Raw genomic sequence first — 25844 nt, forward strand, 5'->3', positions numbered from 1 at the left:
AGGGGGCAGGCCCCCTCCCCTGCCCCCACCCCCGTGAAGACACTCATCACGGTCCGGTTTTCCACATGTGCTGCAGCGAATCCCCGGCACGGAACATGTTGGAAAAGAAATGCAGACAGATATCGCGAGAAAAATGAAAAAAAGAGGAGATCTGCTCACGCCTCTTTGAGCTCCATCACCCGCACGACGTCCGTCCGGGTGACGATCCCCACGAGGTCGCGGTTCGCGACCACCGGGATCCTCCCGATATCGTTCGTCGACATGATCCGGAGAGCCTCGATCAGCGGGGCGTCGGGGGGGAGGGTGATAGGGCTCTTTGACATGATATCGCGCACCTGCAGCGCCTCGCGGTCATGCGGCGTGATCTTATGGACGTCGGAGAGCGCGATGATCCCCGTGAGGGCGCCGTTCTCAACGACCGGGAACCCGAGATGCTTGGTATCGTACATCAGCTCGACCACCTCGGTCACCGGCATGGCCGGCGGGACGGTTCTGACCGGCGTGCTCATGGCATCCGAGACCGAGACGTCCTGCAGGAGAACGTTGTAGCGCAGCGACGTTGCCTCCTGGTTCGCCCCGATATAGATGAAGAAGGCGATGATGATCAGGATAGGGTTGAAGAGCAGAAACCCGATGATCCCGAAGACCACCGCAAACCCCCGTCCGATATCCGCCGCGATCCGGGTAGCGCGGTTGAGCGGCATTCTTTTTGCAAGCCACGCACGGAGCACCCGGCCGCCGTCCATCGGGAACGCCGGCAGCAGGTTGAACCCGAAGAGCAGAACGTTCAGGAGCCCGAGGTAGCCGAAGGAGAAGACGAGGACGCCGGCAACGGCTGAGTCGGGTATGCCGGCAAAGACGTAGACGAGAGCGCTGCAGACAAGCCCGACGACGAGGCTTGTCAGGGGCCCGGCGAGCGCCATCGGGAGCTCCACCCTCGGATCAGGAACCGTCTCCTCCATCGAGGAGACGCCGCCAAGGATCAGCAGGGTGATGCTGTTGATCTTGAGCCCCTTGGACTTGGCGACGAGCGAGTGCGCCATCTCGTGGATGAATACCCCGAAGAAGAGGCCGAGCGCCACAACCGTCCCCAGAATATACGGATTCCATCCGGCGGTGATCAGGGTCATATCGATCGGCACGCCGAAGAGATCGGCGATGAGCTCCGTCGTCAGCACGATCTGGCTGCCGATGATCCAGGCAAAGACCGGTATCACCAGGAGGAAACTCCAGTGCAGTTTGACCGGGATCCCTGCAATCTTCCCTATCTGTAACGAGGCGTCCATGAAAAGGAGTATCTTTTTTACGTTTATAGATATATACCTTCAGAGAATACCGATGAGAACCCAGATCACAGAGCTGTTCGGACTGAATGTCTATACCGACAAGGCCGTCTATGTCGGGAGTGTCGATGACGTCGTGATCGATGTGGACGCCAAGAAGATCGATTCGCTCGCCGTCGGGAACCTGAACCCCGAGATCGGCGAGATCAAGGGCTACAAAGGACTGCAGATACCCTTCCGCATCATCAAGAACATCAGCGACATCGTCCTGATCCGCCACGTTGCCGGCGTCTTCAAATCCCCGCAGGAGAAAGAGTAACGCAACGATTCCGGACTACAAAACGCCGCCCGCTGCGATGGATCCGCACGAGAGGGAGATCTTCTCCGCACTGTCGATATTCCCGCCCATATTTATCAGGCTCGACGGACGGGCATTTCACCGCCTCTCCCGCGAGCTGCGCCTCTCAAAGCCCTTTGATCCGGTGTTCCACGGAAGCATGACCGCGGTCGCGCAGCAGCTCCTCACCGGGAGCGGGCTTGAACCCGCATTTGCCTATACTTTTTCCGACGAGGTCAGCCTTTATTTTACGACGCTGCCGTTCTCCGGGAGAATCGAGAAGCTCGACTCGGTCGCCGCAGCCTTTGCCGCAAGCGCCCTCACCATTCAGCTCGGGCTTACGACGCCCCTCTCCTTCGACGCCCGGGTGATCCCGGCGACGCCCGAGTTCGCGGTCGAGTATCTCACCTGGCGGCAGAACGAGGCCTGGCGCAATCACATCAACGGCTACTGCCAGCAGGCGCTCATCGAAGAGGGGCTCTCTTCCCGTGCCGCCGCCACGCGCCTGCGGGGAGTATCGGCCGCAGCAATGCACGAGATGATGTTTGCACGGGGCGTGAACCTTGCGGAAACCCCGGCATGGCAGCGCCGGGGAACGCTGGTCTGCCGGGAGACCGTGATAAAAGAGGGGTACAACCCCGTAACCGGCGAAGTTGTGGAGACGACCCGGAAGACGCCCCGGGTTCTCGACGACCTGCCGCTCTTCTCGACACCGGAAGGGGAGCGGCTGATCGCCTCACTGACCGCCGGCCTGTGAGATACCCATCCGCATGGAGACGCCTTCCACGTCCCAGTCTTTTGCAAGCGCCCACTTCCGTCCCTGATCGCCGTTCTCGCCCGGCGAGCGGATGACCAGATCTTTTGCCCGGACTTCCTGGCTGATGCCCGTCGCCCACGCAGAGCGGATCAGGTCGGCGACCCGGGAGTCCTCGACCTGCACGTCGGCGGCGATGAAGTCGTCCACGTTCAGGTTCAGCTGCCGGCGCATCTCCTGGATCCGGCGGATGACCTCGCGGGCATACCCCTCGGCCTCGAGGTCGGGCGTCAGCGTCACGTCCACGTAGACCGTCGCGTCCTTCATGGGCGCGGCGTAGACCCCCTCCGGGAGCGACTCGGTGAAGGTGACGTGCCGGGCGGTGAGCTCGTAACCGCCGAGCGCGGCCTTGCCGTCCGCCTCGATCGCGGCCTTGAGGGCGCTGCCGCCGGCCTGCTCGATCAGCGCCTTCACCTTCGGCCCTTCCTTCCCAAACTCCGGCCCTATTGCACGCATCACCGGTTCCGCCTGCCAGCTGAGCCGGTCCCAGGCACCTTCCACAACCGTGACCGTCCGGCTGTTCGCGCGGGCCCGCGCAAGCGGCTTGAGGTCCCCGACGGCATCCCTGACGAGATCGCTTTCGGTCACCACGACGCACTCCTCGACCGGCCAGCGGAGCTTGCGCTTTCCGGCCTGCCGGGCGTTCGCCACCGCATCGTCGAAGGAGCGGATGACGTCCATCGCCGCTTCGAGGTGCGTGTCGATGAGGAGGGGATCGGGCTCTATCCGGTCGAGCATGTGCACGCTCTCGGGGTCACCCTCCATCCGGAGATTCTGGTAGATCTGCTCGGTGATGTGCGGGACGAAGGGCGCGAAGAGGCCGACAAGGCGGCGCATGACGTAATAGATCGTCTCGTAGGCGAAGCGTTTCTCCGGCGCATCCTCCTCGAGCCACATCCGGGAGCGGACGAGCTGGACGTACCAGCGCGAGAGGTCCTCGAGGACGAAGTTTGTCAGCGCCCGGGTCACCCGGTGCAGCTGGTACTCTTCCATCTCCTCCTCGACCTGTCCGGCGAGCGAGTTGACCCGGGAGATGATCCAGCGGTCCGCCTCGGGGAGGTCTCGGCGGCGCTCGCGGAGAAGCGAGGCGTCCCACCGACCGTCCGCATCCGTTGCAGGCTGGAACGCGTCCAGGATCATGTAGGGCAGCGGGAAGCGGTAGACGTTCCAGAGGATGTTGACCGCCCGGTGCACCGTCTTGACACCGTCCCAGTTGAACTTCAGGTCGTCCCAGGGGGCGCTCGCCGAAAGGATGTAGAGGCGGAGAACGTCGACACCGTACTGGTTCATCACCTCGTCGGGCGTCACCACGTTGCCGAAACTCTTGCTCATCTTCCGGCCCTCGGCATCGAGGGCGAACCCGTGCATGAGGACGCTTCTATAGGGCGAGCGGTCAAAGGCAATCATGCTCGCCCCGAGCTGGGAGTAGAACCAGCCACGGGTCTGGTCCTGGCCTTCGGTGATGAAGTCGGCGGGCCAGTACTTCTCGAAGGCCTCACGCTGCCGCGGGAACCCGAGCGTCGCCCAGGAAGCCACGGCCGAGTCGAACCAGACATCGAAGATGTCCTCGACGCGACGCATCACGCCCCCGCAGGAGCAGGGCAGGGTGACGCCGTCGACGTAGGGGCGGTGGGGGTCCGGGATGGTGGTGCCGGAGAGATCCGCGAGCTCGGCGATGGTCCCGACGACGGTGTACGTGCTGCACGCCTCGCACTGCCAGATCGGGATCGGGATACCCCAGTAGCGCTGCCGGGAGATGCACCAGTCGCGCGAATCGGCCACGAAATCGTGGAACCGGGCGCTTCCCGCCCACTCGGGGTGCCAGGCGACGTCCCGGATCTCCTCGAGCATCCGGTCGCGGATACCGGTCGCCTTCAGGAACCACTGCTCCGTCGCCCGGAAGATGATCGGCGTCTTGCACCGCCAGCAGTGACCGTAGCGGTGGACGATCGTCTTTCTGGCGATGAGATTGTCGCCGAGGGCGTCGATGACCACGTCGTTGGCATCGCGGACGTACATATCCGCAAAGGCCCCGGCCGAGGGGAGGAAACAGCCGCCGCCGTCGACCGGACAGAAGACCTCGAGCCCCTCCTTGATGCCGAGCAGGTAGTCGTCCCACCCATGGCCGGGCGCGATATGGACGAGGCCGGTGTTTTCCATGGTGACGAAGTCGGCCGCGACGACGCGGTGGCGGATCTCGCGCTGCTGCGGCACCTGCGCGGCAAGCGGAGAGGTATACTCCACACCCACGAGATCGCTGCCGGGCACGCGCTCGAGCACCTCGTAGTCCTGGTACCGCCCGAGTTTCAGCACCGGTTCGACGAGATCGTCGGCGATCCAGAGGAGCTCCTCGGCGAAGTCCTTCTTTGCAAGCACCCGCGCATAGGTGAAGTCGGCATCGACGGCGACCGCGACGTTCGCCGGGAGCGTCCACGGTGTCGTCGTCCAGATGACGAGATACTCGTTCTCCCGACCCGCGACCGGGAACTTGACGAAGATCGACGGGTCTTTCTCGTCCCAGTACTCCACCTCAGAGTCGGCGATGGCGGTCTCGCACCGGGGGCACCAGTTCACCACGCGGTGCCCGCGCTCGAGAAGCCCGCGCTCCTCCGCCCGCTTCAGCGTCCACCAGGCGGCCTCGATGTAGTCCTCCGTGATCGTCTGGTAGGGATTCTCGAAGTCGAGCCAGATACCGAGCCGCTTGAACTGCTCGCTCATGATATCCTTGTGCGTCTCGGCGAATGTCCGGCAGCGCTCGATGAACGCTGCGATGCCGTACTCCTCGATATCCTTCTTGGACGTAAACCCGAGCTCGTGCTCCACCTTCACCTCGATCGGAAGGCCGTGCATATCGTAGCCCGCACGCTCGATGACAGAGCGGCCGCACATCCGGTGGTAGCGGAGGATCGCGTCCTTGAGAATCTTGTTCCAGGCGGTACCGAGATGGATGTGGCCGGTGGTGTACGGCGGTCCGTCGACAAAGAAGAACGGCCTGCCGGCGCTGCGGAGCTGCTGCACTTCTGCATAGGTATCGCGCACCGACCAGAAGTCCTGAGCCCATTCTTCAACGGCATGCGCATCGTAGCTGCTGGTGACCTCTTTCACCTTGAATCCCTCATAAACACACTCTGTGTAGTATGTGGCGCTCCGGGGACAAAGTATTTTGGAGTACCTCCAGGCGGGCACCACCTCTTTATGCCGGGGCGCCGATGCTGCATCCATGCAGATAGCGGTCATCGGGAGGGGGGATGCTTCGGCAGAGGAGTGTGAAGCGGCCGAGACGGTCGGCTACCTCATCGCAGGCAACCACGAGACGGTCGTCTGCGGCGGCCTTTCCGGCGTGATGGAGGCAGCCTGCAGAGGCGCAAAAGAGGCGGGCGGAACGACGGTCGGCATCCTGCCCGGCACGGAGGGCGGCAATCGGTTCCTCGACGTCGTCGTCAGGACCGGGCTCGGGCACGCCCGCAACGTGGTGCTGGTGCAGTCGGCAGACGCCGTCATCGCCGTCGGCGGGGGATACGGCACCCTCTCGGAGATTGCGATCGCCCTGAAAACAGACATCCCGGTCTTCGGCTATAGGACCTGGGAGATCGAGGGAGTGATGAAGTGCCTCACTCCCGAAGAGGCTGTCCTGCTCGCAGTTCGCGCAGGACGCCTGTTTCACGAGTCTCGTAGCCGCCGAGAGAGCGGAGAGCCGCTTTGAACCGGTCGGACGAGACCGCCTCGATCAGCGCGGCGACCCGCGGGTCATCGACGGTGTCGCGGTGCATGACGAGCTCGTAGCGCTCCGTCGCCACGGGCGAAAACGCGAGATCGAGGGCTTTTGCGGCGCTGTAGACGCCCATCCCGGCATCCGCATCGCCGGTGCGCACCGCGAGCGCCACCGCAAGGTGCGTCGTCATCTCGCGGTCGTAGCCCGGTATCGAAGCGGGATCGAACCCGCGCTCCTTCAGAAAGTGATCGAGGAGCATCCGCGTCCCGGAGCCTTTCTGCCGGTTGACGAAGGCGTGCCCCGGCAGGTCGTCGAGGGTCATGCCGTCACGGGAGATGATCCCCTGCTGCCGCTCGGCCACGCAGAGGAGGAGAAGGTCGGCATCCGGCAGGTAGCGCTGCAGGTACGGAATGTTGTAGCTCCCGTCCGGGGCCAGCAGGTGCATCGGCGCCGCGTGACACTCCCGCTTCTTCAGCGCGAGCACCCCGCCCATACTCCCGGTATGCGTGGAGTGGAGATCGACGCCGGCCGGCCGGACGATATCGGCGAGGTGGTCGAGCGCCGGGTCGTGGCTGCCCGTGATCAGCAGCACCTCTTCTGCGAGGCTCTCTGGCACCCGGAGGCGTGCGCGAACCGTCTCCCCGGCCTCGACGCCCTCGCTCGATGCCGGGATCTGCATGAAGGCGTTTGCCCGGACGGCGCTCATCTGGACGCCCGCACCCCGGGACTGGGGCACCGCCACCCAGGCGTCGCCGACCCTCCCGGCGGTGAGGAGGACGAACTCGTCGGTGCCGATCTCGGAGTGGAGGCTCGTGGTCATCCGCGCCTCGACGGTCTCGGGCTCCGGGCGGACAAGCCCGGAGCGGGAGAGGAGGGGGAGCACGATCTCGCGCAGAACGGTGAGGGCCGCAAGCGGGTAGCCGGGAAGCCCGATAACCGGTTTGTCATTGATCCGCCCGATGATGACGGGCTTGCCCGGCTTGATCCCGACCCCGTGGACGAGGACTTCCCCGAGGTCCGCGATGACGTCGGCGGTGAAGTCGCGGGTGCCGGCGGACGAGCCGGCGGAGATGAGCAGGACGTCGTTTTCCCTGACGCCCCGGAGGACGGCGTCCCGGATGAGGTCGTAGTCGTCGACGACGATCGGGTAGCGGCGGGCGTCCGCCCCCGCCTCCCGCAGCACCGCCGCTGCCATCAGGGTGTTGCTCTCCACCACCTTGCCGGGAGCAGGGCGCTCGCCGGCGGGCACGAGCTCCGAACCCGTCGGGACCAGCCCGACCCGGACGCTGTAGACCTCGACTTCGGTCACGCCGTAGGAGGCGAGCGCCCCGGTCTCGTGCGCCTGCACGCGGTGGCGCGAGGGGACGATCATCTCCGACTCCCCGATGTCCTCGCCGACCGGCCGGACGTGCTGCCAGGGGCTGACCGGCTTTCGGATGGTATACCCGCCGCCGTCCTCCTCCCAGACGTCCTCAATCATGATCACGGCGTCGTACTCCGGCGGCACGATGTTGCCGGTGTTGACGCGGGCGGCGGAGGAGAGCGTGACCGGGTGCTGCTCGCTCGCCCCGACCGTCTCGGCGCTCCGCACGGCGATCCCGTCCATCGCGGAGAGGTGGATCTCGGGGACCGAGAACCGGGCGAAGATGGGGTTCGCGGTGATCCGGCCGACCGCGTTCTCGAGCGGGACGGTCTCCGTTCCAGGCGCAAAATCGAACGAGCGGGCGACGAGCGCGTTCGCCTCGGCGAGGGAGATGACGGAGAGGTAGCGCCTCACCACAGGATCACCTCGACCTCTTCATCCACTTCAAGACCCTCCCTCCCTGCCGGGACCCGGACGAGGCCGGTGCTCCGGACGAGAGTGTTTAAAAGGCCGGACTTCCCGAAGACCGGTGTGGCCCGGCCATCCTGCACCGCGACCCGCACGTAGTCCTCCCTGCCCCGCTGCGACGGGACGTTCTGCGCCATGCGGGCGGCGGTGGTGCGGCGGGCAACCTCTGTCTGCATCATCGCGGCGAGCAGGTGATCGACGATCGCCACCAGCACGACGTACGCGGACGCCGGATGGCCGGGAAGCCCGATCACCGGTTTTTCCGCCGCCTGCCCGATGATCGTGGGCTTTCCGGGTGCGATGGCGACGCCGTGGACCAGGACCTGCCCGAGCGATGCGATGGCGGCGGAGGTATTGTCCCGTTCGTCCTTCGAGCTCCCGCCCGATATCAGGACGAGGTCGCACTCTCCGAGCGCGGCGGTGAGCGTCCGGGTAAGGGCGTCCCGGTCGTCCCGGATGATGCCGTAGTAGACCGGATGGCACCCCCGCTCCGTCACGAAGCTGCCGCAGAGGTAGGAGTTGACGTCCCGGACCTCTCCGGTGCGGGGAACCGAGACCACCGGAACGAGTTCGTTGCCGGTCGAGATGATCCCGACCTTCGGCACCGCAACGACGCCCACCGCGTCCGCGCCGGCGGCCGCCGCCACCCCGACGTCCCGGGGGGAGAGGGTCGTTCCCGCCGCAAGGACGACCTCGCCGGCGGTGAAGTCCTCATCGGCATGGACGACGTTCTCCCCGGGCGCGACCGCCCGGTGCACCAGCACGTCGTCGCCGACCTGCTCGCAGTACTCGATCATGGCCACCGCGTCGGCACCGGCGGGAAGGGGCCCTCCGGTGGGGACGTACATACACGACCCCGGAGCGATGGCAGCGCCGTCATCACCCCCCATCGCGACCCGGCCGCGGTAGTGGAGCATCGCCGGGATCGCCTCGCCCGCTCCCACGGTATCGGCCGCGGCAACCGCGTAGCCGTCGACGGTGGAGCGGTCGAAGCCGGGGATATCGACGTCGGCACATACGTCTCCGGCCAGGACACGGCGGAGCGCATCCTCGAGCGGGACCTCCTCACTGCGGGGAGGCGGGGCGATCCCCCGTGCGGTCTCGACCGCCTCGGCAACGGAGACGACCTGCAGAAACAGTTTCATTTAAAGCAGCCCAGCTGACAGCTCCGTATCTTGATCCGCGGTTCGCGCGTGTTGCAGTAGCGTGCGAGGTCCATCTTGGGAATATTGTACTTCTCGGATATCTCGAACGCCACCGGGCAGGTTATCTCATTCTCAATACCATATGCACGGAATACTTCCCGTATCTTCTCTTCATCCATGGTACTCATGAGCATGTGCAGGAAGATAGGATTTACTGTAGCGACCGGTCAACCACTACCATTTAGCACCTTCCTTCCAAACATTTTCATCCATGCGGATCGCGATCGTAAACTCCCGCCAGGACCCGGGCGGTGTAAATATCAGGCAGCATCTCCTCTCACTGCTCGACGGTCCGGAGGACTGGCCGCTCACAGAGCAGCACGACCTCACGTTTCTCGAGGTCGACGAACGGCTCATCTACCAGGACCGGATCGATGCAGGTCTCGACGCCGACCTGATCCTCTTCATCTCCCGGCACTCGAGCAGGCACCCGGTGCCCGCCCTGACCGTCCACGTCACCGGGAACTACGCTGCCGCCGCCCTCGGCGGGGAGGAGCGGATGCTTGCTCCCGCTGCACCGGAGTGGATGCACGCACTCCTGCACCGCTGCGCACGCAGCGCGCCGGAGGGATATCGCGTCTCCTACGAGGTGACGCACCACGGGCCGACCGATCTCGCCACACCGTCGCTCTTCGTCGAGATCGGCAGCACCGAGAAGGAGTGGACCGACCCCGCTGCCGGGCGTGCCGTGGCGACGAGCATCCTGACGGCACAGCCCGCATCCACCATCAACCTGATCGGATTCGGGGGGACGCACTACGCCGTCAGGCAGACCGCGATCGCTCTCGGGTCGCGTGCGGCCTTCGGCCATATCGCATCGTCAAACCGGCAGGTGCCGACACTCGACCTCGCCATGGTCAGAGCCATGGCAGAGAAGAGCCGCGCTGTGGCCGCGTACGTGGATCGCAAGGCACTCTCACGCGAGGAGGAGCGTCTCGTCGACGATCTCCTCGGCCGGGCGGGAATCCTCACCCTGACCGAGAGCGAACTTCTGGATATCGGGGATGTCGACTGGAACACCTACCTGCAGATACGCACCCTCGCCGGCGAGGTTGCTCCCGGCAGCCGGGTGAAGATCCGCAATCTGCAGGGAGCAGGAATCCCCGTGACAGTCTCGATAAACCATGAACTCCTTGAAGAAGTGGTAAAATCAGATAAAACGGCATTGATGTCAAAAATAGATCAAATGCCCGTTGCAACGCTCTCGAATGGCCGCCAGGAGGTGCTTCCGACCTTCATTACCTATGAATCCGAAGAGTTCCGACTCGCAAATGATTTAACTACCTTGTGTGTAAAACTCTTACTTATTAGCGGAAACACTGTGGCTACCGGAGATCATCTGCTGATTCGCAAGACGCGGTTCGACCCTGAGAAGGCGCACAGACTGGGTGTTCCGCCGGGGCCGCTCTTCGGGAAACTCGCCGGCGGTAGGGAGATCGAGATTGAAGGGCGGCGAATCACGCCGGATATGGTTTGGGCACACAGCGTTAAAGAAATACACCTCCCGGGACTGGAGAGATATACATGAAATCCATCGTAGAAGAGGCACTATCACGGGCAAAAAGCGAGCAGCGGTATATTGAACCCACCGAGACGGACAGCGACCTCGAGGATATCCTGCGGGATCTCCGGACCGAGATCGCGGTCGTCGGATGCGGCGGCGGCGGTTCAAATACGGTCACCCGCATGGCAGAGGAGGGGGTGCACGGGGCACGCCTCGTCGCGCTCAACACCGATGCACAGCACCTCATCCGCAGCAACGCGGACAAACGGATCCTGATCGGACGGCAGCGGACTCGCGGGCTCGGGGCGGGCTCCATCCCGCAGGTAGGCGAAGAGGCCGCACTCGAGAACGAGGACGAGATCTTGGCGTCCGTCTCGGGCTGCGACATGGTCTTTATCACGAGCGGCCTTGGCGGCGGGACCGGGACCGGCTCCGCACCCGTGGTCGCCAAAGCAGCAAGGGACGAGGGTGCCCTGACGATCGCGGTGGTCACCCTGCCTTTCACGGCGGAAGGCGCCATCCGTGCACAGAACGCCGAGGCAGGCCTCGAACGCCTCCGCGAGGTCGCCGACACCGTTATCGTCGTCCCGAACGACCGCCTCCTCGAGGTCGTGCCCCGTCTCCCCCTGCACGCGGCCTTCAAGGTCTCGGACGAGGTGCTGATGCGGGCGGTCAAGGGGATCACCGAACTGATCACGATGCCGGGGCTCGTCAACCTCGACTTCGCCGACGTCCGGACGGTCATGGAGCGCGGCGGCGTCGCCATGATCGGCATGGGCGAGAGCGACAGCGAAGACAAGGCTGCAGATTCGGTCAAGAAGGCGCTCCGCTCACCCCTGCTCGACGTCGACATCTCCGGCGCGACGGCGGCGCTCGTGAACGTGGTCGGCGGCCCCGATATGACCATGTCCGAGGCGGAAGGCGTCATTCAGGAGGTCTACGACCGGATAGACCCCGATGCACGGATTATCTGGGGAGCCCAGGTCGATCCCGACATGCAGCACAGGATGCGCACGCTGCTCGTGGTAACCGGTGTGCGGTCACCACAAATATATGGAAGAAACGAAAAGAGTACGCCACGTATGATGAAGCAGTTTGAGATCGATTTTCTCAAGTGAGCGGTTATGATGGACTATAAAGAAAAAATCCCTGAGAATCTCAAATCCGTTAAACTGGAAGAGGAGCTCTTCAGAAAGTACTGGCGCGTACTGAAACTCGCGCGGACGCCGACCCGTGACGAGTTCTCAAAGATTGCCATCGTCGCAGCAGCCGGTATCCTGCTTATCGGTCTGGTCGGATTCGCCATATACGAAATAATGCAGATTATCCCAGCCTGATGCAGAATGAACGAATCCGGTAATAAGATCTACGCTATCAAGACCACGGCCAAACAGGAGCGGACGGTCGCCGACAACGTTGCCAAGGTGATCGAGGGGCAGAAAGATATCCGTGTCATGGCAGTCATTGCTCCCGAGGAGCTGAAGGGTTACGTCCTCGTGGAGAGCCCCGACTCCGTCGCCAGAATGGAACAGCTCGTCGAACAGATCCCCCACGCACGCGCCGTCGTCCGTCTCAGGGGTGAAGAATCGTATACCAACCTCTCCGAGGTCGAGCACTTCCTCGTCCCGAAGCCGGTCGTGAGCGGCATCACCGAAGGCACCATCGTCGAGATCATTGCAGGCCCCTTCAAGGGCGAGAAGGCCGTGGTCAAACGGATCGATACGGGCAAAGAAGAGATCACCGTCGAACTCTACGAGAGCATGGTCCCGATCCCGATCACCGTGCGTGGCGACTCCGTCCGTGTAGTGGAACGGAGCGAAGAGGCCGTATAACACAACCTATTTTAAAATCATTTGATACCTTTAAATCCCAGCAGGTCGACCTAATCTAACCCAAGCTGAGTATCCCGAGTGGGAAAGGCTGGTGAAACATCTATGGCAGAAGTGGTCGAGGTACTGGTATCAGGCGGTAAAGCAACAGCAGGGCCGCCGCTGGGACCTGCACTCGGACCGCTCGGAATCAACGTGAAGGCTGTCGTCGACGAGATCAACAAGAAGACAGCAGAGTTCAACGGCATGCAGGTGCCGGTGATCGTCACCGTCGATGACAAGAAGAACTTCACCGTTGACGTGGGTATTCCACCCACGACGGCGCTCGTTATGAAAGAGGTTGGTGCCGAGAAGGGAGCTGCAGAGCCCAATACCCAGAACGTGGGTAACCTGCCCCTCGAGGCCGCTGTCAGAATCGCACGCATGAAGTTTGATGACATGCTCTCGTACGACATGAAGTCCGCCGTCAAGGAGGTCGTCGGTACGTGCGTGAGCATCGGTGTCACCGTCGAGGGCCTGAAGCCCAAAGAGATGATCCGGGCCATCAACGCGGGCGAGTTTGATAGCGTACTCGCAGAATAGACAAACAAACACCCATAGAAGATCGTGAGGTCGCGTACTATGGAGGCAAGAGATGGTTGACAGATCCAGCATAAAAGAAGCCGTGCAATCGGCAATCGAGCAGGCGCCACCTCGCAAATTCCGCGAGAGTGTGGACATCACCATCAATCTCCGGAATATCGATATGGCTCAGCCAAAGAACCGTATCGATGAGACGATCCTTCTTCCGAACGGCTTTAACGACATCAAGATAGCCGTCCTCGGAAAGGGCGATATCACCACGCAGGCAAAAGAGGCCGGCGTGGATCTGATCATCGGTCCCGATGAGATTGAGCGCCTCGGCGGCGAGCCCCGGGAAGCACGCAAGATGGCGAACGAGTACAGGTTCTTCCTTGCAGAGACGGCAGTCATGCCGCTCGTCGGTCGTTATCTTGGTGTCCGGCTCGGTCCGCGCGGAAGAATGCCCATGCCGATTCCCCCGGGAGCGGATATACGGCCGATTGTCCAGCGTCTTCGCAAATCAGTGAAAATCCGGACGAAGGATAAGAAGACCTTCCACACCAAGGTCGGCGAGACCGACATGGCGCCCGAGCAGATCGCAGAGAACGTCGATGCGGTTCTGCACAAGGTCGAGGGTGTCCTGGAAGGCGGCACCATGAATATTCGTTCGGTCTATGTGAAGACGACGATGGGACCAGCAGTGAGGTTGATCTGATGGCAGTGTATACGCAGCACCTGCCGCAGTGGAAACGGGACGAAGTCGAGGAGATCAAGCGCGGTTCCGAGGAGCACCAGGTTGTCGGGCTCGTCGACATGTACGGCATCCCCGCAAAGCAGGTTCAGCAGATCAGAAAGAACCTGCGCGGTGTTGCCACGGTCAAGATGACCCGGAACACGCTCATCGAGCACGCCATGTCGGAGATGGGAGGCCAGGTCGAGGACCTGAAGGGCCACCTCTCCGGGCAGAGCGCACTGATCTTTACCGACGAAAACCCGTTCAAACTCTTCAAACTGCTCGAACAGACCAAGACCAAGATGGCGGCAAAGCCGGGTGAGACCGCACCCGAGGATATCGTCGTCCCGAAAGGCCCGACATCCTTCAAACCCGGGCCAATCGTCGGCGAGCTCCAGCAGGTCGGTATCCCCGCTGCCATCGAGGGCGGCAAGGTCAAAATTCGCGATACCAAGACAGTCGTGAAGAAAGGCGAGGTCATCAACAAGAAGATGGCAGAAGCGCTCGTCAAACTCGATATCAAGCCGATGGATGTCGGTCTCATTCTGCAGGCCGCGTTCTACCGGGATTCGATCTTTACGCCCGATCTCCTGGCAATCGACGAGACGCAGTACTACAATAACGTCGTTCTTGCGGCACAGCAGGCATTTAACCTCTCGGTGAACGCCGTCATCCCGACGCAGCTGACCGCCGGCGCCATCATCGCCAAGGCGTTCCGCGAGGCACAGAGCCTCGGTGTCGAGGCGAGCATCTACGAGAAGGGTGTCGCCGACCTTATCATCGGCAGAGCGTTCCGCGAGATGCTTGCGATCGCAGTCGCCGCCGCAGGTTCGGGCTACGAGCTCGACGAGGCGACGCAGGCGGCCGCTGCGGCAGCATCCGCTGCTCCCGCAGCCGCGACAGAGGCACCTGCTGCTCCGGCAGAAGAAGAGAAGGAAGAGGAAGAGGAAGAAGAAAAAGAGGACGAAGAGGGCGGCATGGCCGGTCTTGGAGCCCTCTTCGGGTAACCCCAATACAGACAGCATTAAAAAATGAGGTGAATGAAATGGAGTACATCTACGCTGCACTGCTCCTGAACAACGCAGGAAAAGAGATCAACGAAGAGAACGTGACCGCGGTTCTGAACGCCGCCGGTGTCGAAGTCGTCGACGCCCGTGTCAAGGCACTCGTCGCCGCCCTCGAGGGCGTCGACATCGAGGAAGCCATCAGCAAGGCCGCCGTTGCTCCGGTCGCCGCCGCACCCGCAGCAGCTGCACCCGCAGCAGCCGCAGAGGCAGCACCCGCAGAGGAAGAAGAGAAGGAAGAAGAGAAAGAGGACGAAGAGGGCGGCATGGCCGGTCTCGGTGCCCTCTTCGGCTAAACCCCTTCTTTTATCACATTCGCATCAGGGCTGCAGAGCCTGATACACCGTAACGAAACATCTTTTCTCCGGCGCGTCCGGTTTACTCTTCTTCGATCCAGCCCATCGCGACGTACCAGTCGTACTCGTGGCGCCAGAGATCCCGATTCGCCGAAACGAGCCGGCGGAAGTACTCGCGCCGCTGCCGGTGGAGCTCCTCCTGCTCGGGATACGTGTGTTCGCCCCGGATCGATTCGGCGAGTTTCTTCCCGAGGTTGACGGCCTCTCCTTCTGCCCGCTCGAGCGCAGTCGGGTCCCACCCGACGGCGACGCCGACGCCGCCGACCGCGGTCGCCCCGAGGGTGGTCAGGACGCGGTTCATGTAGGCGACGACCTCATCCTGGCCGCTCCCACCCGCGGTACAGACGGAGCACCCGAATTTGCCGGTGAGCATCTGGCAGTGGATGGCGTCGGCCATGCGGTCGAAGACCGCTTTTAGGGGGGCGGTGACCGAGTCAATATAGTTCGGCGAACCGAGGACGACCCCGTCGGCGTCGAGGATGTCGTCGAAGAGGTCCGGGAAGTCGTCCATCAGGGGGCAGTCGCCGGTCGCGTAGCAGGAACCGCATGCGGTGCAGTACTCGATGCGGAGCGTGTAGAGGTCGACGAGCTTTGTCTCTGCCCCTTCCTCCCGGGCGCCTGCGAGGACGGCCTCGACGAGGCGCAGCGTCCTGCTCTCCTCCCCCCGGGGACTTGCGTTCAATCCGAGGACTTTCATGAAGATTGTACTCCTTTACAGGGAGTGAAGGCAGGAGACGGATAAAGGTATCGAACCGGCCAAGAAACGGCTTGAGCGGCGGGCGGGATCGCCCGGTTTTTCTGTCAGGGAAGAACCGCCCTCATGTGGTGCCTCACCGCTTCCTGATCAGAACCAGCAGGACGACGAACGCAGCAAACGGGGCGTACTGCAGCGGGGCCTGCTGCGTCGCCGCCGCCGGCGTCGGAGCTGCTGCGGCGGTAAACCGGGGGAGCGTCGTGCCGGCCGCCTGAACCGTCGCTGACGCCGTGAGGTCAGGCGTCCCGGAACCGCCGGAGGTTCCCGTCGGTTCCGGAGAAGCGGTGGGCGACGGCGTCTGGGCGGTGGTGGGCGTGCTGCCTGCGGGAGAAGAACCACTCGAACCGGAGGAAGATGCAGTGGTCGTCGGGGCGGCAGTGGTGGCAACGGTCGTGGCCGGTGTCGTCACCGTGGCATTCGGTTCTTCGATCTGGACGGCGAGATCCATCCGGGTTATTTCGCCCGGGGCGTAGAGTGCCGTCTGTGAGAACGTGACGCCGTCGACGAGGAACGTGATGGCTGCGGGGTCCTCTCCTTCCGCAGCCTGTACGAGCAGCCGGGCGTCGAAAGAACCCGTGCCGCCGTAAACGCCCTCCGCCGACGTGACGAGCCGTCCCCGCTCCTCGCCCCCGATCGTCGCGGTGATCACGGTCCCGGCCGGCGCGGGATTGCCGTTGACGCTGATGTCGCCGTAGAATTCACACGGAAGAGCGGGTGCTGCCATGACTGCAGGTATGCAGCCTGCGACGAGCAGCAGGGTCAGGAGAAGGGTTCTATACTGCATTCTCAATCGTATAACCGGTATCGCTCTGCCGTATATATACCTACCAAAACGCTCCTGGTGCCGGATTTCGCCAAAACACTCCCATGCCGGAGAGCGCGGGGTTTCGGATCGCCGTTCCCGGGACTGTGGCGGCCCCCCAAAGCACCCTTGCTCCCGACAGTTCCGGCCGGCGGTGTGCACGTTCGCTCCGCAGGTCCCCGGGCGGATCCGAATACCATGAAAAGCGATACGTCACTATTTCAGCCCATTGCAGACTGCACCAACCGGGAATGCGTGAGGGACACTCTTCAGGCCGGTTGAAATTTCGAAAGGAATTAATATTTCCGGATGGTATTGCATACTATCGAAGCGCACACCGCACCGCACGCCGGCGATCGCGCCGAAACTGTCTCTGCGGAGTTCGCGAGCGATACGGCAGCAGCAGTTCCCCGGGAAGGTTCTGTTGCAACGCTACGGCTCCGGCGGAAATACTATCAGCATTCTTATCATGATCTTCAGGTTTTTCTTTCCTGCCCTTCCCGCAATAAGTATCCTCTCTGGAATGGTGAATCATTCATGAAATCATACCGAATTACATTGAGCATCTGCTGTATTCTCCTGCTGGTGATGGGCCTTCTCTGTGCTCCCGCCGCAGCGCGAACGGTCTCCGCCGGCAGCACCATCTACGTCGGCGAAGAAGGCCTGGATTTGACCGCGATCGACCCGGGCATTGTCCGACTTGTACATTACAGCGACTTTACGGCAGGCGCCGCCGACAATATGATCGATGTTCCGACTGCAAACGACTTTGACCTGAAAGCCGCCGACGTCGGCGGCATCACCGGCACGTACTATGCATGGAGCGCGACCGGCATGATCGTTCCTAATGCCTTCATCCTCGTCAAGGAACCGTCCGCAACCCTCGATGTCGTCCTGAACAATTCTCGTTCCGACTCGGTGGACGGCAAGACCGTCACCCGGGACACAACACTCGCCTTTGAGATCCAGAACAACGTCGCCGGCCTCTATGCCACTCCTCCGATTGCCTTCATGAACATCGAGGTCACCACCCCCTGCGGCGGTACGCTGACCCTGTTCGGCGGGCAAAACCTGTATAATATTCCAATCCAAACCTCCACGATCTACGTCGGCGGGATAAGCCTCGCCGATGTCGATACCGGAACCTACACCGCACAGGCGAAGTGGGGGCACGGCACCGGCCTGAAAGGCAAGGGATATGATTCGAACACCGTCAGCTTCGAGGTCAGCGCAGACTCCCTCTCCCTTGCATCCAGCACCGGCAGCGTCACACCCGGCCAGTCCTTCGCCGTGGCCGTTGCCGGTTCGCCGAGGACAGCCTACTGGCTCTATGTGAAGGATGCCGGCCTGACCGCCGAGAGTGACTACCCGCTGCTCGCACCCGGCCAGCCGGGAGTGGCGCCCAACGTCGATCTCCCGGCCGTCGAGGCTGCAAACTACACATATACCAAGGCGTACGTGACGACAACCGCAGACGGAAGCCGCATGGTGCAGTTCAACACCGGCTTTGCCACCAAGAATCAGACTTTTACGATTAAGGTCGTCAACCCGTCTGACACCTCGTCGTACGATGAGGTTCAGGTACAGGTCGGGGATGACGCTGTCACCACGCCCACTCTCGATCTTGCGTCCGGCTGGAACTTCGTCTCGGTCCCAAAACGGCTTGCCGACGGCAATGACAATGCATCCGCGGTCTTCGGGGACGTCGATACGGCAATGCACTCGATCTTCCGGTATGACGCGGCGACAAAACTCTGGAGCGCTCTTGACGCCAACAGCACGATAGAGCCCCTGAACGGCTACTGGGTCTACGCGAACACCAGCACCGCCGTCGACCTGATCTTCGCGAGCGGCGGTGCGGCGACACCGCCGTCGAAGACCCTCGCGGCAGGATGGAACGCGATAGGGTTCTCGAGCACCGTCCCGGCTTCGGCGCACGACGCCCTCTTCTCGGTAGCAGCGGCGTGGACGAACGCCATCGGCTGGGACGCCGACAGCCAGGAGTACGGCCTTGCGATAGTCAACGGCGGCAGCGGCGCATACAGCGACAGCCGCACCATGGACCCGGGGCAGGGCTACTGGCTCTTCATGACCGAAGGAGGGGAGCTCGCGGCTCTTACGGGGTGATATGGCACGATCCGCATGTCTCCGCCGGATTCTCGAATCCAGGGAGCGTCCACAGCTCCCCCGCTCCTCTCACATGACCGGTACGTATTCAGGAATGGTGAACAACCCATGACAGTATATCGAAATTCACTGATCGTCTGCTGTATTCTCCTGCTGGCGATGGCTCTGCTCTGCGCCCCCGCTGCAGCGCGAACCGTGTATCCCGGCGATACCGTCTCCGTCGGTGAGGAGAACCTCGACCTGACCGGGCTCGACCCGAGCGTCGTCAGCCTCGTCCACTACAGCGACTTTGCGGCCGGGTCTGCCGACAACAGCATCGATGTGGCGAACCCCGTTGCGTTCGACCTGACCGAATCCAACATCGGCGGCATTCCCGGTACGTATTATGCGTGGAACGCGAGCGGGCTGATTGAACCGAGCATTGCTGTTGAGGTTCTGGCGTCCCCCGATGCCGGCCAGGATGACGTCACACCGGCTGAAACCGCCATCACGATGACCGCAGAGGGCTCCGGCACCTATGCCCTCGGCGATGAGATCGTGCTCAGCGGCACGTGCACCGACAACATCACGGTGTTTCTCTTCCTGACCGGCCCGAACCTGGCGATCAACGGTGTTAAACTCCAGGATGTGACGGCCTGCGTCATTGACGGCGACATGACCACGTTTACTGCGGTCGCCGTCGAGGCAGACGACACCTGGGAGTACCGGTGGGACACCTCCTGCCTCGGAGCGGTGATGGATCCCGGCAGGTACACGATCTATGCGGAGTCCGAGCTCAGGAATTATATGAACCTCGCACAGTATGCAGCAGTGGACGTCGCTCTCGAGGTGCCGACGCTGACCGCCGGAGCGCACCCCGCGTCGGTTGTCCAGGGCGACACGCTTGTCCTCTCCGGCACCGCGACGGGGAGCCCGGCTAACGTCTATGTCTGGATCTTCGGGCCGAACTTCCGGCTCCTCAGCAATGCCGCAAGCGTTGCAGCGAACGGCACCTTCGCGTATACGCTCAGTCCGGCCTGGACCGCCAATCTGGCATGGGGCCGGTACAACGCAGTCATCCAGCACCCGATGATAAACGGGATGCAGGACGTCTGTATCGTTCCCGGGACACCTGCAACCATCAGTGCGCCCGGCATGACGCCTGTCAACCTGGCATACTTGACGTCATCCGCCGCCAGAGATGCGCTCATCAATGCGCTCAACTCGCCTGCAGTCGATGACATCTACGTGGAGATCCCGTTCTGGATCGGCGAACCCTGGATTGTTATTGATCCGATCGGGGATCAGCTCGCCAACACTTCGTTCCTGATCGACGGCACGACGAACCTGGCCGCCAGTGAGACGCTGAGGGTCGCAATAACGAACGTATCCAACCTCACCGTGGCTTCAGGAAACGTAACAGTCGGGGAAGGCGAACTGAACAACACGTGGTCGTTCGCGGTCGATGCCGCCTCGCTGGAGATCGGGGAGTATACCGTTACGGTAAATTCCACCGTAACGGAGGAATCGGTCTGGAGCGCGGTTTCCCGGAGCGCTGCTTTCCGGGTCGTCGAGAGCATCGTCCCACCGTCTGCCGCCACCCTCGATCTTGCGCCGGGCTGGAACTTCGTCTCGGTCCCAAAACGGCTTGCCGACGGCAATGACAATGCATCCGCGGTCTTCGGGGACGTCGATACGGCAATGCACTCGATCTTCCGGTATGACGCGGCGACAAAACTCTGGAGCGCTCTTGACGCCAACAGCACGATAGAGCCCCTGAACGGCTACTGGGTCTACGCGAACACCAGCACCGCCGTCGACCTGATCTTCGCGAGCGGCGGTGCGGCGACACCGCCGTCGAAGACCCTCGCGGCAGGATGGAACGCGATAGGGTTCTCGAGCACCGTCCCGGCTTCGGCGCACGACGCCCTCTTCTCGGTAGCAGCGGCGTGGACGAACGCCATCGGCTGGGACGCCGACAGCCAGGAGTACGGCCTTGCGATAGTCAACGGCGGCAGCGGCGCATACAGCGACAGCCGCACCATGGACCCGGGGCAGGGCTACTGGCTCTTCATGACCGAAGGAGGGGAGCTCGCAGCTCTTACGGGATAATATGACAGCACAATCCACAGTCCTCCGCTGGCTTCTGGCGCTCTGCCTGATAACTGTCTGTATTGGCGGGGCTGTTGCCGCGTCTCCCCCGCCCCTCCCATCCGCGTTCTACGGTGACGTCAGCATCAACGGCAATCCCGCACCGGCCGGAACGGTCATCGCCGCACTCATCGACGGCACGGAAAAGGGTTCCCTGACCACGACCGCATCCGGCACGTACGGCGGAAACGAGACATGGGACTTGAAACTGCTTGTCCAGGGAACCGAAGCCGATCTGGGACAGACGATAACGTTCCGGGTGGGCGGCGCCGCAGCGAACGAACAGAGCACGTACACCGCGGGAGCGATCCAGAGATGTGATCTCTCCGTCGATATCGTCACCGCGAACTTCACCGCCAATGTCACCTCCGGCACCGCCCCCCTGACCGTGCAGTTCACCGACACCTCCACCGGCGACCCGGCAACGTGGAACTGGACGTTCGGCGACGGCGGCACCGCGACCGAGCAGAACCCGGTCCACACTTACACCGCGGCCGGCAACTACACCATCTCGCTCACGGCGTCGAAAGACAATGCAAACGGTACGGTGACGAAGGAGCAGTACATCCGGGTGCAGCAGCTGCTCCCGGCCGGCCGGCTCATCTTCAACGTCAACTACAACCGGGGCACGGCGAACGACAGCATCGCAGCCGGTACATCCCCCTGCCAACTGGTGTACTTTGCGGGCGTCGCCAACGCCGCAGACAGCCAGAAGAGCATCAGCGGGAACCTCTCGTTCGCCCTCGACGCACCGTCGATCGTCGCGCTCATCCCCGATACCTGCGCCGAGCTCAACGGGACACGGGCAACCTGGCACTTCCCCCCCGCCACCACGATCGACCCGGGCGCGACGCTGGCGACCACGGCACTGACCTCGGTGTTGACACCCCGGACGTCCGGCGTGACCATGGAGCGGGTCTGCAACAGGACGACCTTCACCGAGGCAGGTGCACAGCAGGTCACCCTGCAGATGACCTTCGCCACCGTGGACCTCGACGGCCTCTGGGGCAGGCTTGACTGCACCGAGACCGTCGACGTCCGGCCCGCATTCGTCCCGGAGACCGTCTCAACCGATCTTCCGCTCCTCTCGATCACAAAGAAGAGCGGGCGCATCGAGTTCGTCATCGATCACACACAGGTCGAGGCCGGCCGGCAGTATACTCTCTCCTGCGCAGTGGCGGTCGACCCCATCCACCCGGCGACCTATGCACCGACCTGTGCGGTCTGGGAGGTCACTGACGCAGCATCCGCAACTGCAGAGGCCGGAACCACAGTAACGCTCCCGGCGGCGCTCCGCCCGGAGAACGTCAGCACCGTTGCGTTCTCCTCAGACACACCCTGCCGGTGGTCGTGCAGCCGTAACGACCACATCATCACCAGCCTTATCCAGCGCGCCGTCCCGATCCCGGCGCCGGTCGCGAACTTCACCGCCAATGTCACCGCAGGAATAAGGCCGCTCACCGTGCAGTTCACCGACACCTCCACCGGCGAGCCGACCTTCTGGTCGTGGTCGTTCGGCGACGGCGAGACCTCCTCCGAGCAGAACCCGGTCCACACCTACACCGCGGCCGGTGCCTACACGGTGAACCTGACGGTGACGAACGCCGCCGGCACCGATGCAACGTCCGTGCCGGGGTATATCACCGTCGAACGCGGGACGGTCAGCATCACGGCTCCGGGAGGCGGCAGTGCGACCATCGGTGATGCGATCACTCTCACCGGGACGAACACCGACAGCACGACAACCTACCTCTTCCTGACCGGGCCCGGGCTGCCGCTGGCGGGTGCCAACCTCATGAACCTCTCGATGCCCGTGGTGAGCGGCAGCGCCGCGACGTTCACCGTCGCCGCCGTCGCGGTCGACGACACCTGGGAGCATTGCTGGGACACCGGGGCGGTCTGGGGCGGCGCCCTGCAGGAAGGCGTGTATACCGTCTACGCCGTCTCGGAACCGAAATCACGGACTGACCTTGCCGGCATCCCGCATGCAACCGTCGCCATACGGTTCGCCGTTCCCGGGCAGTCGAACGCATCCTTCGTCGCGGACGTGACGGGCGGCCCTGCCCCGCTCACGGTTCGGTTCACCGACACCTCGTCGATCAGCGCGACCTCCTGGTCGTGGACGTTCGGCGACGGCGGCACTTCGACCGCACAGAATCCGGTGCACACCTACGCGGCAGCGGGCAACTACACCGTCGCGCTCACGCTCAACGGCGGCGGCGAGACCTGCACGCGATCTGCATACATCAAGGTCACGCCGATCCTCTTCGGGGACGCGAACGGGGACGGTGCGGTCAACCAGGCCGACACGCTCCGGGTGCTCAAAGAGGTCGTCGGCCTTGAGACAAAACCGGCGAGCGGCACCGAACAGTTCCAAAAGACCGACGTCCACAGAAACGGGATCATCGAGGTCGGCGACGCCCTCTTCATCGCCCAGTACAACGTCGGGCTGCGGGACGTCTGGTTTACCCTCATCTAACGAAAAATAGTCCTTTTTTCTCTTTTGTGCGGCCGCACCAGTCCGGTGGAAGGGTCTTCACTCCCCGAGGCTTCCCCCGCAGACGACCTGCCCGTAGGAGATGCACCCGTCGCCGAGGGGGTAGTCGGGGTTGATGACGTACTCGAGCCCGGCGGCCAGGATCTCCTGCCGGATCGCCTCCCGGATGGCGTGGTTGTAGGCGACGCCGCCCGAGAGCGCCACCCGCCCGATGCCCCGCTCCTCCGCGGCGCGGACGGCCATCGCCGCGACGCCCCGGGCGAGGTTGTACTGCACCGACGCGGCGATGTCGACAACACGCTCACCCGCCTGCATCCTGCGGTAGGCTTCTGCAAGGAGCGATCTGGTCGAGAAGACCTCGCGGCCGTCCCGGCCGGTGAACGCAAGGTCCCACGCCGCCGCCCGCCCGCGGTATGCCGCCGATTCGAGCTTCACCGCCGGTTCGCCGTCATACGTCCGCTCCCGGCAGAGCCCGAGGAGGGCCGACGCCGCATCGAGCAGCCTGCCGGTGCTGCTCGTATCGGCGACGTTGAACCGCTTTTCCACCTGCTTTTCAAGGACGCCGAGCTCGAGCTCCGGCCAGCCCCGGGAGGCAAGCAGATCCCGGATCTCCTCCGTCGGCATGATCCCATACAGCATCCGCTCCGGGAACCGGGTGGCAAGGTCGCCGCCCGGCATCGGCACCACCTCGAGGTGGGCAACCCGATCGTAGTCGGGGACGCGGCCCGCGAAGATCTCACCGCCCCAGATTGTCCCGTCGTCGCCGTAGCCCACGCCGTCGATGGCGATCCCGATACATTCCTCGCGGGTGGCTGCGGCGATGTGCGCCCGGTGGTGCTGCACCGCCAGGAGCTGTGCACCCGTCGCCTCCGCGAGCTCGCGGGCGTAGCGGGTCGAGAGGAACCGGGGGTGCAGGTCGTGGACGATCGTGTCGTAGCGGGCACCGATGATCTCGCCGATATTCTCCACCGTCTCCTGCAGGTAGGCGAGCGTCGGGGGGTTTCTGACGTTGCCGACGTGCGGCGAGGTGACCGCAAACCCGTTCTGGTAGATCGTGATGTTGGCATTCAGCTCGGGTCCGACCCCGAGGATCCCCCGGGGCCCGAGATCGATCGCCGCACGCCTGGGCGCAAACCCACGGGAGAGCCGGATGATGTAGCCGTCCCGGACGACGGAGTCGTCGCAACGGTTGACGATCGGGCGGTTGTGGGTGAGGATATAGTCGACCTGGCCGGCGAGGCGGCCGGACGCCTGCGCAAGGTCGGTGATCATCGGGTAGCCGGGCATATTGGCACTGGTCATGATCAGGAGCGGCCGGGCGAGAGCGGCAAAGAGCAGGTGGTGTAGCCCGGTGTAGGGGAGCATCACGCCGATGGTGTGCAGGTTGCTGATCGAGGCATGGCTCTCCGGGTCGCGTTTCCGGAGGACGACGATCGGCCGCTCACGGGAGGTGAGCTGCGCCCGTTCCTCCTCCGAGACATCGGCTATCCGCTCCGTCACCCCCAGCGTCGCCATCACGGCGAGCGGCTGCTCGGTCCTGCCGAGCCGCCGCTTCAGTTCCGCCGCCGACTCCTCAATGCAGGCGATGTGAAACCCGCCGATGCCCCGGATTGCGAGGATCTTCCCGGCGTCCAGCAGGGCGGCCGCATCCCGGATCGGGTCGGCGCACGGAACGGGCGTCCCGCCCGGGTTCAGGAGGGCAAGGTGCGGGCCGCAGATGCTGCAGGCGATCGTCTGGGCGTGGTGCCGCCGGCAGGCGGGGTCGGTGTACTCCCGCTCGCAAGGCGAACACATGGGAAAGACGTCCATGCTCGTCCGTTCGCGGTCGTAGGGGATGGCGGTGATGATGCTGTAGCGGGGGCCGCAGTTGACGCACGACGTCGCCCAGTAGCCCTCGTAGCGGCTGCCGGGCGTGGTGATATCGGCGAGGCATGCATCGCAGGTCGCAACGTCGGCGGGGATGAACCCGGACCGGCTCCCGGTCCCGCTCTCAAGGATCGTGAACGAGTCCGGCGGCTCTCCGGCGAGATCGAAGACATCCACCGAGTCGATACGCGAAAGCGGCGTCCCGTGCGAGACGGCATCGAGGAACTCCCGGAATCGGTCGCCCCACGCCGCGATCTCGACCTCGCTCCCGAGGTTCTTGACCGTCCCGCGCATACCGTACTCGTGCGCTTTTGCATAGACAAAGGGGCGGAATCCGACGCCCTGAACGATGCCCCTGATGATAATTGTGCCGCGTGTTCGCATCGGAAAATCTGCAAAAATTTATGGAGTTATACCACCATATAACACTAGGGTATTG

The 25844-nt window shown here is 63.3% G+C and carries 22 protein-coding genes; 14 read left to right on the forward strand and 8 right to left on the reverse strand.

Going from position 1 to position 25844, the window contains the following annotated elements:
- Positions 1–155 precede the first annotated feature (155 nt).
- The gene (locus FGU65_RS06525; protein WP_301663631.1) at positions 156–1286 is read right to left on the reverse strand and encodes a CBS domain-containing protein; all 1131 of its coding nucleotides are present in this window, start codon (positions 1284–1286) and stop codon (positions 156–158) included.
- 52 nt (positions 1287–1338) lie between these two features.
- Here FGU65_RS06525 and FGU65_RS06530 point away from each other — a divergent pair, with 52 nt between their 5' ends.
- Positions 1339–1602, forward strand: coding sequence for a PRC-barrel domain-containing protein (locus FGU65_RS06530; protein ID WP_301663632.1), 264 nt, complete (start codon positions 1339–1341; stop codon positions 1600–1602).
- Positions 1603–1639: 37 nt separating this feature from the next.
- Positions 1640–2377 (forward strand): tRNA(His) guanylyltransferase Thg1 family protein, encoded by a 738-nt coding sequence (locus FGU65_RS06535; RefSeq protein WP_301663633.1) that lies wholly within the window; start codon positions 1640–1642, stop codon positions 2375–2377.
- Here FGU65_RS06535 and ileS read toward each other — a convergent pair.
- Positions 2357–5539 carry an isoleucine--tRNA ligase gene (ileS, locus tag FGU65_RS06540; protein ID WP_301663634.1) on the reverse strand — a complete coding sequence of 1061 codons (3183 nt, stop codon included), beginning with the start codon at positions 5537–5539 and terminating at the stop codon, positions 2357–2359. The genes FGU65_RS06535 and ileS overlap by 21 nt on opposite strands.
- Positions 5540–5654: 115 nt before the next feature.
- On the opposite strand from ileS, the gene FGU65_RS06545 reads away from it, so the two are divergent.
- Complete coding sequence (locus FGU65_RS06545; RefSeq protein WP_301663635.1) at positions 5655–6137, forward strand: TIGR00725 family protein; 483 nt, start codon at positions 5655–5657, stop codon at positions 6135–6137.
- Here FGU65_RS06545 and FGU65_RS06550 read toward each other — a convergent pair.
- From FGU65_RS06550 to FGU65_RS06560, 3 genes are read right to left on the reverse strand one after another with little or no spacing between them, the layout of a single operon-like run.
- Entirely contained in the window at positions 6046–7926 is a 1881-nt protein-coding gene (locus FGU65_RS06550) for a molybdopterin biosynthesis protein (RefSeq protein ID WP_301663636.1), read from the reverse strand. The genes FGU65_RS06545 and FGU65_RS06550 overlap by 92 nt on opposite strands.
- The gene (locus FGU65_RS06555) at positions 7920–9122 is read right to left on the reverse strand and encodes a molybdopterin molybdotransferase MoeA (protein WP_301663637.1); all 1203 of its coding nucleotides are present in this window, start codon (positions 9120–9122) and stop codon (positions 7920–7922) included. The genes FGU65_RS06550 and FGU65_RS06555 overlap by 7 nt, the downstream gene beginning before the upstream one ends.
- Positions 9119–9301 carry a hypothetical protein gene (locus tag FGU65_RS06560; protein WP_301663638.1) on the reverse strand — a complete coding sequence of 61 codons (183 nt, stop codon included), beginning with the start codon at positions 9299–9301 and terminating at the stop codon, positions 9119–9121. The genes FGU65_RS06555 and FGU65_RS06560 overlap by 4 nt, the downstream gene beginning before the upstream one ends.
- 92 nt (positions 9302–9393) lie before the next feature.
- Here FGU65_RS06560 and FGU65_RS06565 point away from each other — a divergent pair, with 92 nt between their 5' ends.
- From FGU65_RS06565 to rpl12p, 8 genes are all read left to right on the forward strand, one after another.
- Positions 9394–10710: a D-aminoacyl-tRNA deacylase gene (locus FGU65_RS06565; RefSeq protein WP_301663639.1), complete on the forward strand. Its 1317-nt coding sequence runs from the start codon at positions 9394–9396 to the stop codon at positions 10708–10710.
- Positions 10707–11804: a cell division protein FtsZ gene (gene ftsZ / locus FGU65_RS06570; RefSeq protein ID WP_301663640.1), complete on the forward strand. Its 1098-nt coding sequence runs from the start codon at positions 10707–10709 to the stop codon at positions 11802–11804. The genes FGU65_RS06565 and ftsZ overlap by 4 nt, the downstream gene beginning before the upstream one ends.
- 6 nt (positions 11805–11810) lie before the next feature.
- Complete coding sequence (locus FGU65_RS06575) at positions 11811–12023, forward strand: protein translocase SEC61 complex subunit gamma (protein ID WP_301663641.1); 213 nt, start codon at positions 11811–11813, stop codon at positions 12021–12023.
- A 6-nt stretch (positions 12024–12029) separates the two neighbouring features.
- Complete coding sequence (locus FGU65_RS06580; protein ID WP_301663642.1) at positions 12030–12518, forward strand: transcription elongation factor Spt5; 489 nt, start codon at positions 12030–12032, stop codon at positions 12516–12518.
- Between the two features lie 102 nt (positions 12519–12620).
- A complete protein-coding gene (locus tag FGU65_RS06585) occupies positions 12621–13097 on the forward strand; it encodes a 50S ribosomal protein L11 (protein ID WP_301663643.1) in 477 nt (158 codons plus the stop codon).
- Between the two features lie 52 nt (positions 13098–13149).
- Complete coding sequence (locus tag FGU65_RS06590; RefSeq protein ID WP_301663644.1) at positions 13150–13791, forward strand: 50S ribosomal protein L1; 642 nt, start codon at positions 13150–13152, stop codon at positions 13789–13791.
- Positions 13791–14816, forward strand: a complete 1026-nt coding sequence (locus FGU65_RS06595; protein ID WP_301663645.1) for a 50S ribosomal protein L10 — start codon at positions 13791–13793, stop codon at positions 14814–14816. Before FGU65_RS06590 ends, FGU65_RS06595 begins: the two co-directional genes overlap by 1 nt.
- A gap of 38 nt (positions 14817–14854) precedes the next feature.
- Positions 14855–15169, forward strand: a complete 315-nt coding sequence (rpl12p, locus tag FGU65_RS06600; protein WP_301663646.1) for a 50S ribosomal protein P1 — start codon at positions 14855–14857, stop codon at positions 15167–15169.
- Between the two features lie 82 nt (positions 15170–15251).
- On the opposite strand, the gene FGU65_RS06605 is transcribed toward rpl12p, so the two are convergent.
- Both FGU65_RS06605 and FGU65_RS06610 read right to left on the reverse strand, forming a co-directional pair.
- Positions 15252–15926, reverse strand: coding sequence for a flavodoxin family protein (locus FGU65_RS06605; protein WP_301663647.1), 675 nt, complete (start codon positions 15924–15926; stop codon positions 15252–15254).
- 133 nt (positions 15927–16059) lie between these two features.
- Positions 16060–16767, reverse strand: a complete 708-nt coding sequence (locus FGU65_RS06610; RefSeq protein ID WP_301663648.1) for a hypothetical protein — start codon at positions 16765–16767, stop codon at positions 16060–16062.
- A 555-nt stretch (positions 16768–17322) separates the two neighbouring features.
- Here FGU65_RS06610 and FGU65_RS06615 point away from each other — a divergent pair.
- From FGU65_RS06615 to FGU65_RS06625, 3 genes are all read left to right on the forward strand, one after another.
- Entirely contained in the window at positions 17323–18912 is a 1590-nt protein-coding gene (locus FGU65_RS06615; RefSeq protein WP_301663649.1) for a DUF3821 domain-containing protein, read from the forward strand.
- A 108-nt stretch (positions 18913–19020) separates the two neighbouring features.
- A complete protein-coding gene (locus FGU65_RS06620) occupies positions 19021–21003 on the forward strand; it encodes a hypothetical protein (RefSeq protein WP_301663650.1) in 1983 nt (660 codons plus the stop codon).
- A gap of 1 nt (position 21004) precedes the next feature.
- A complete protein-coding gene (locus FGU65_RS06625; RefSeq protein ID WP_301663651.1) occupies positions 21005–23521 on the forward strand; it encodes a PKD domain-containing protein in 2517 nt (838 codons plus the stop codon).
- A gap of 57 nt (positions 23522–23578) precedes the next feature.
- Here FGU65_RS06625 and hypF read toward each other — a convergent pair whose 3' ends face one another.
- Complete coding sequence (gene hypF, locus FGU65_RS06630; protein WP_301663652.1) at positions 23579–25789, reverse strand: carbamoyltransferase HypF; 2211 nt, start codon at positions 25787–25789, stop codon at positions 23579–23581.
- Positions 25790–25844: the final 55 nt, after the last annotated feature.

The sequence above is a fragment of the Methanoculleus frigidifontis genome, assembly GCF_030464345.1.
In the GTDB taxonomy this organism is placed as follows: domain Archaea; phylum Halobacteriota; class Methanomicrobia; order Methanomicrobiales; family Methanoculleaceae; genus Methanoculleus_A; species Methanoculleus_A frigidifontis.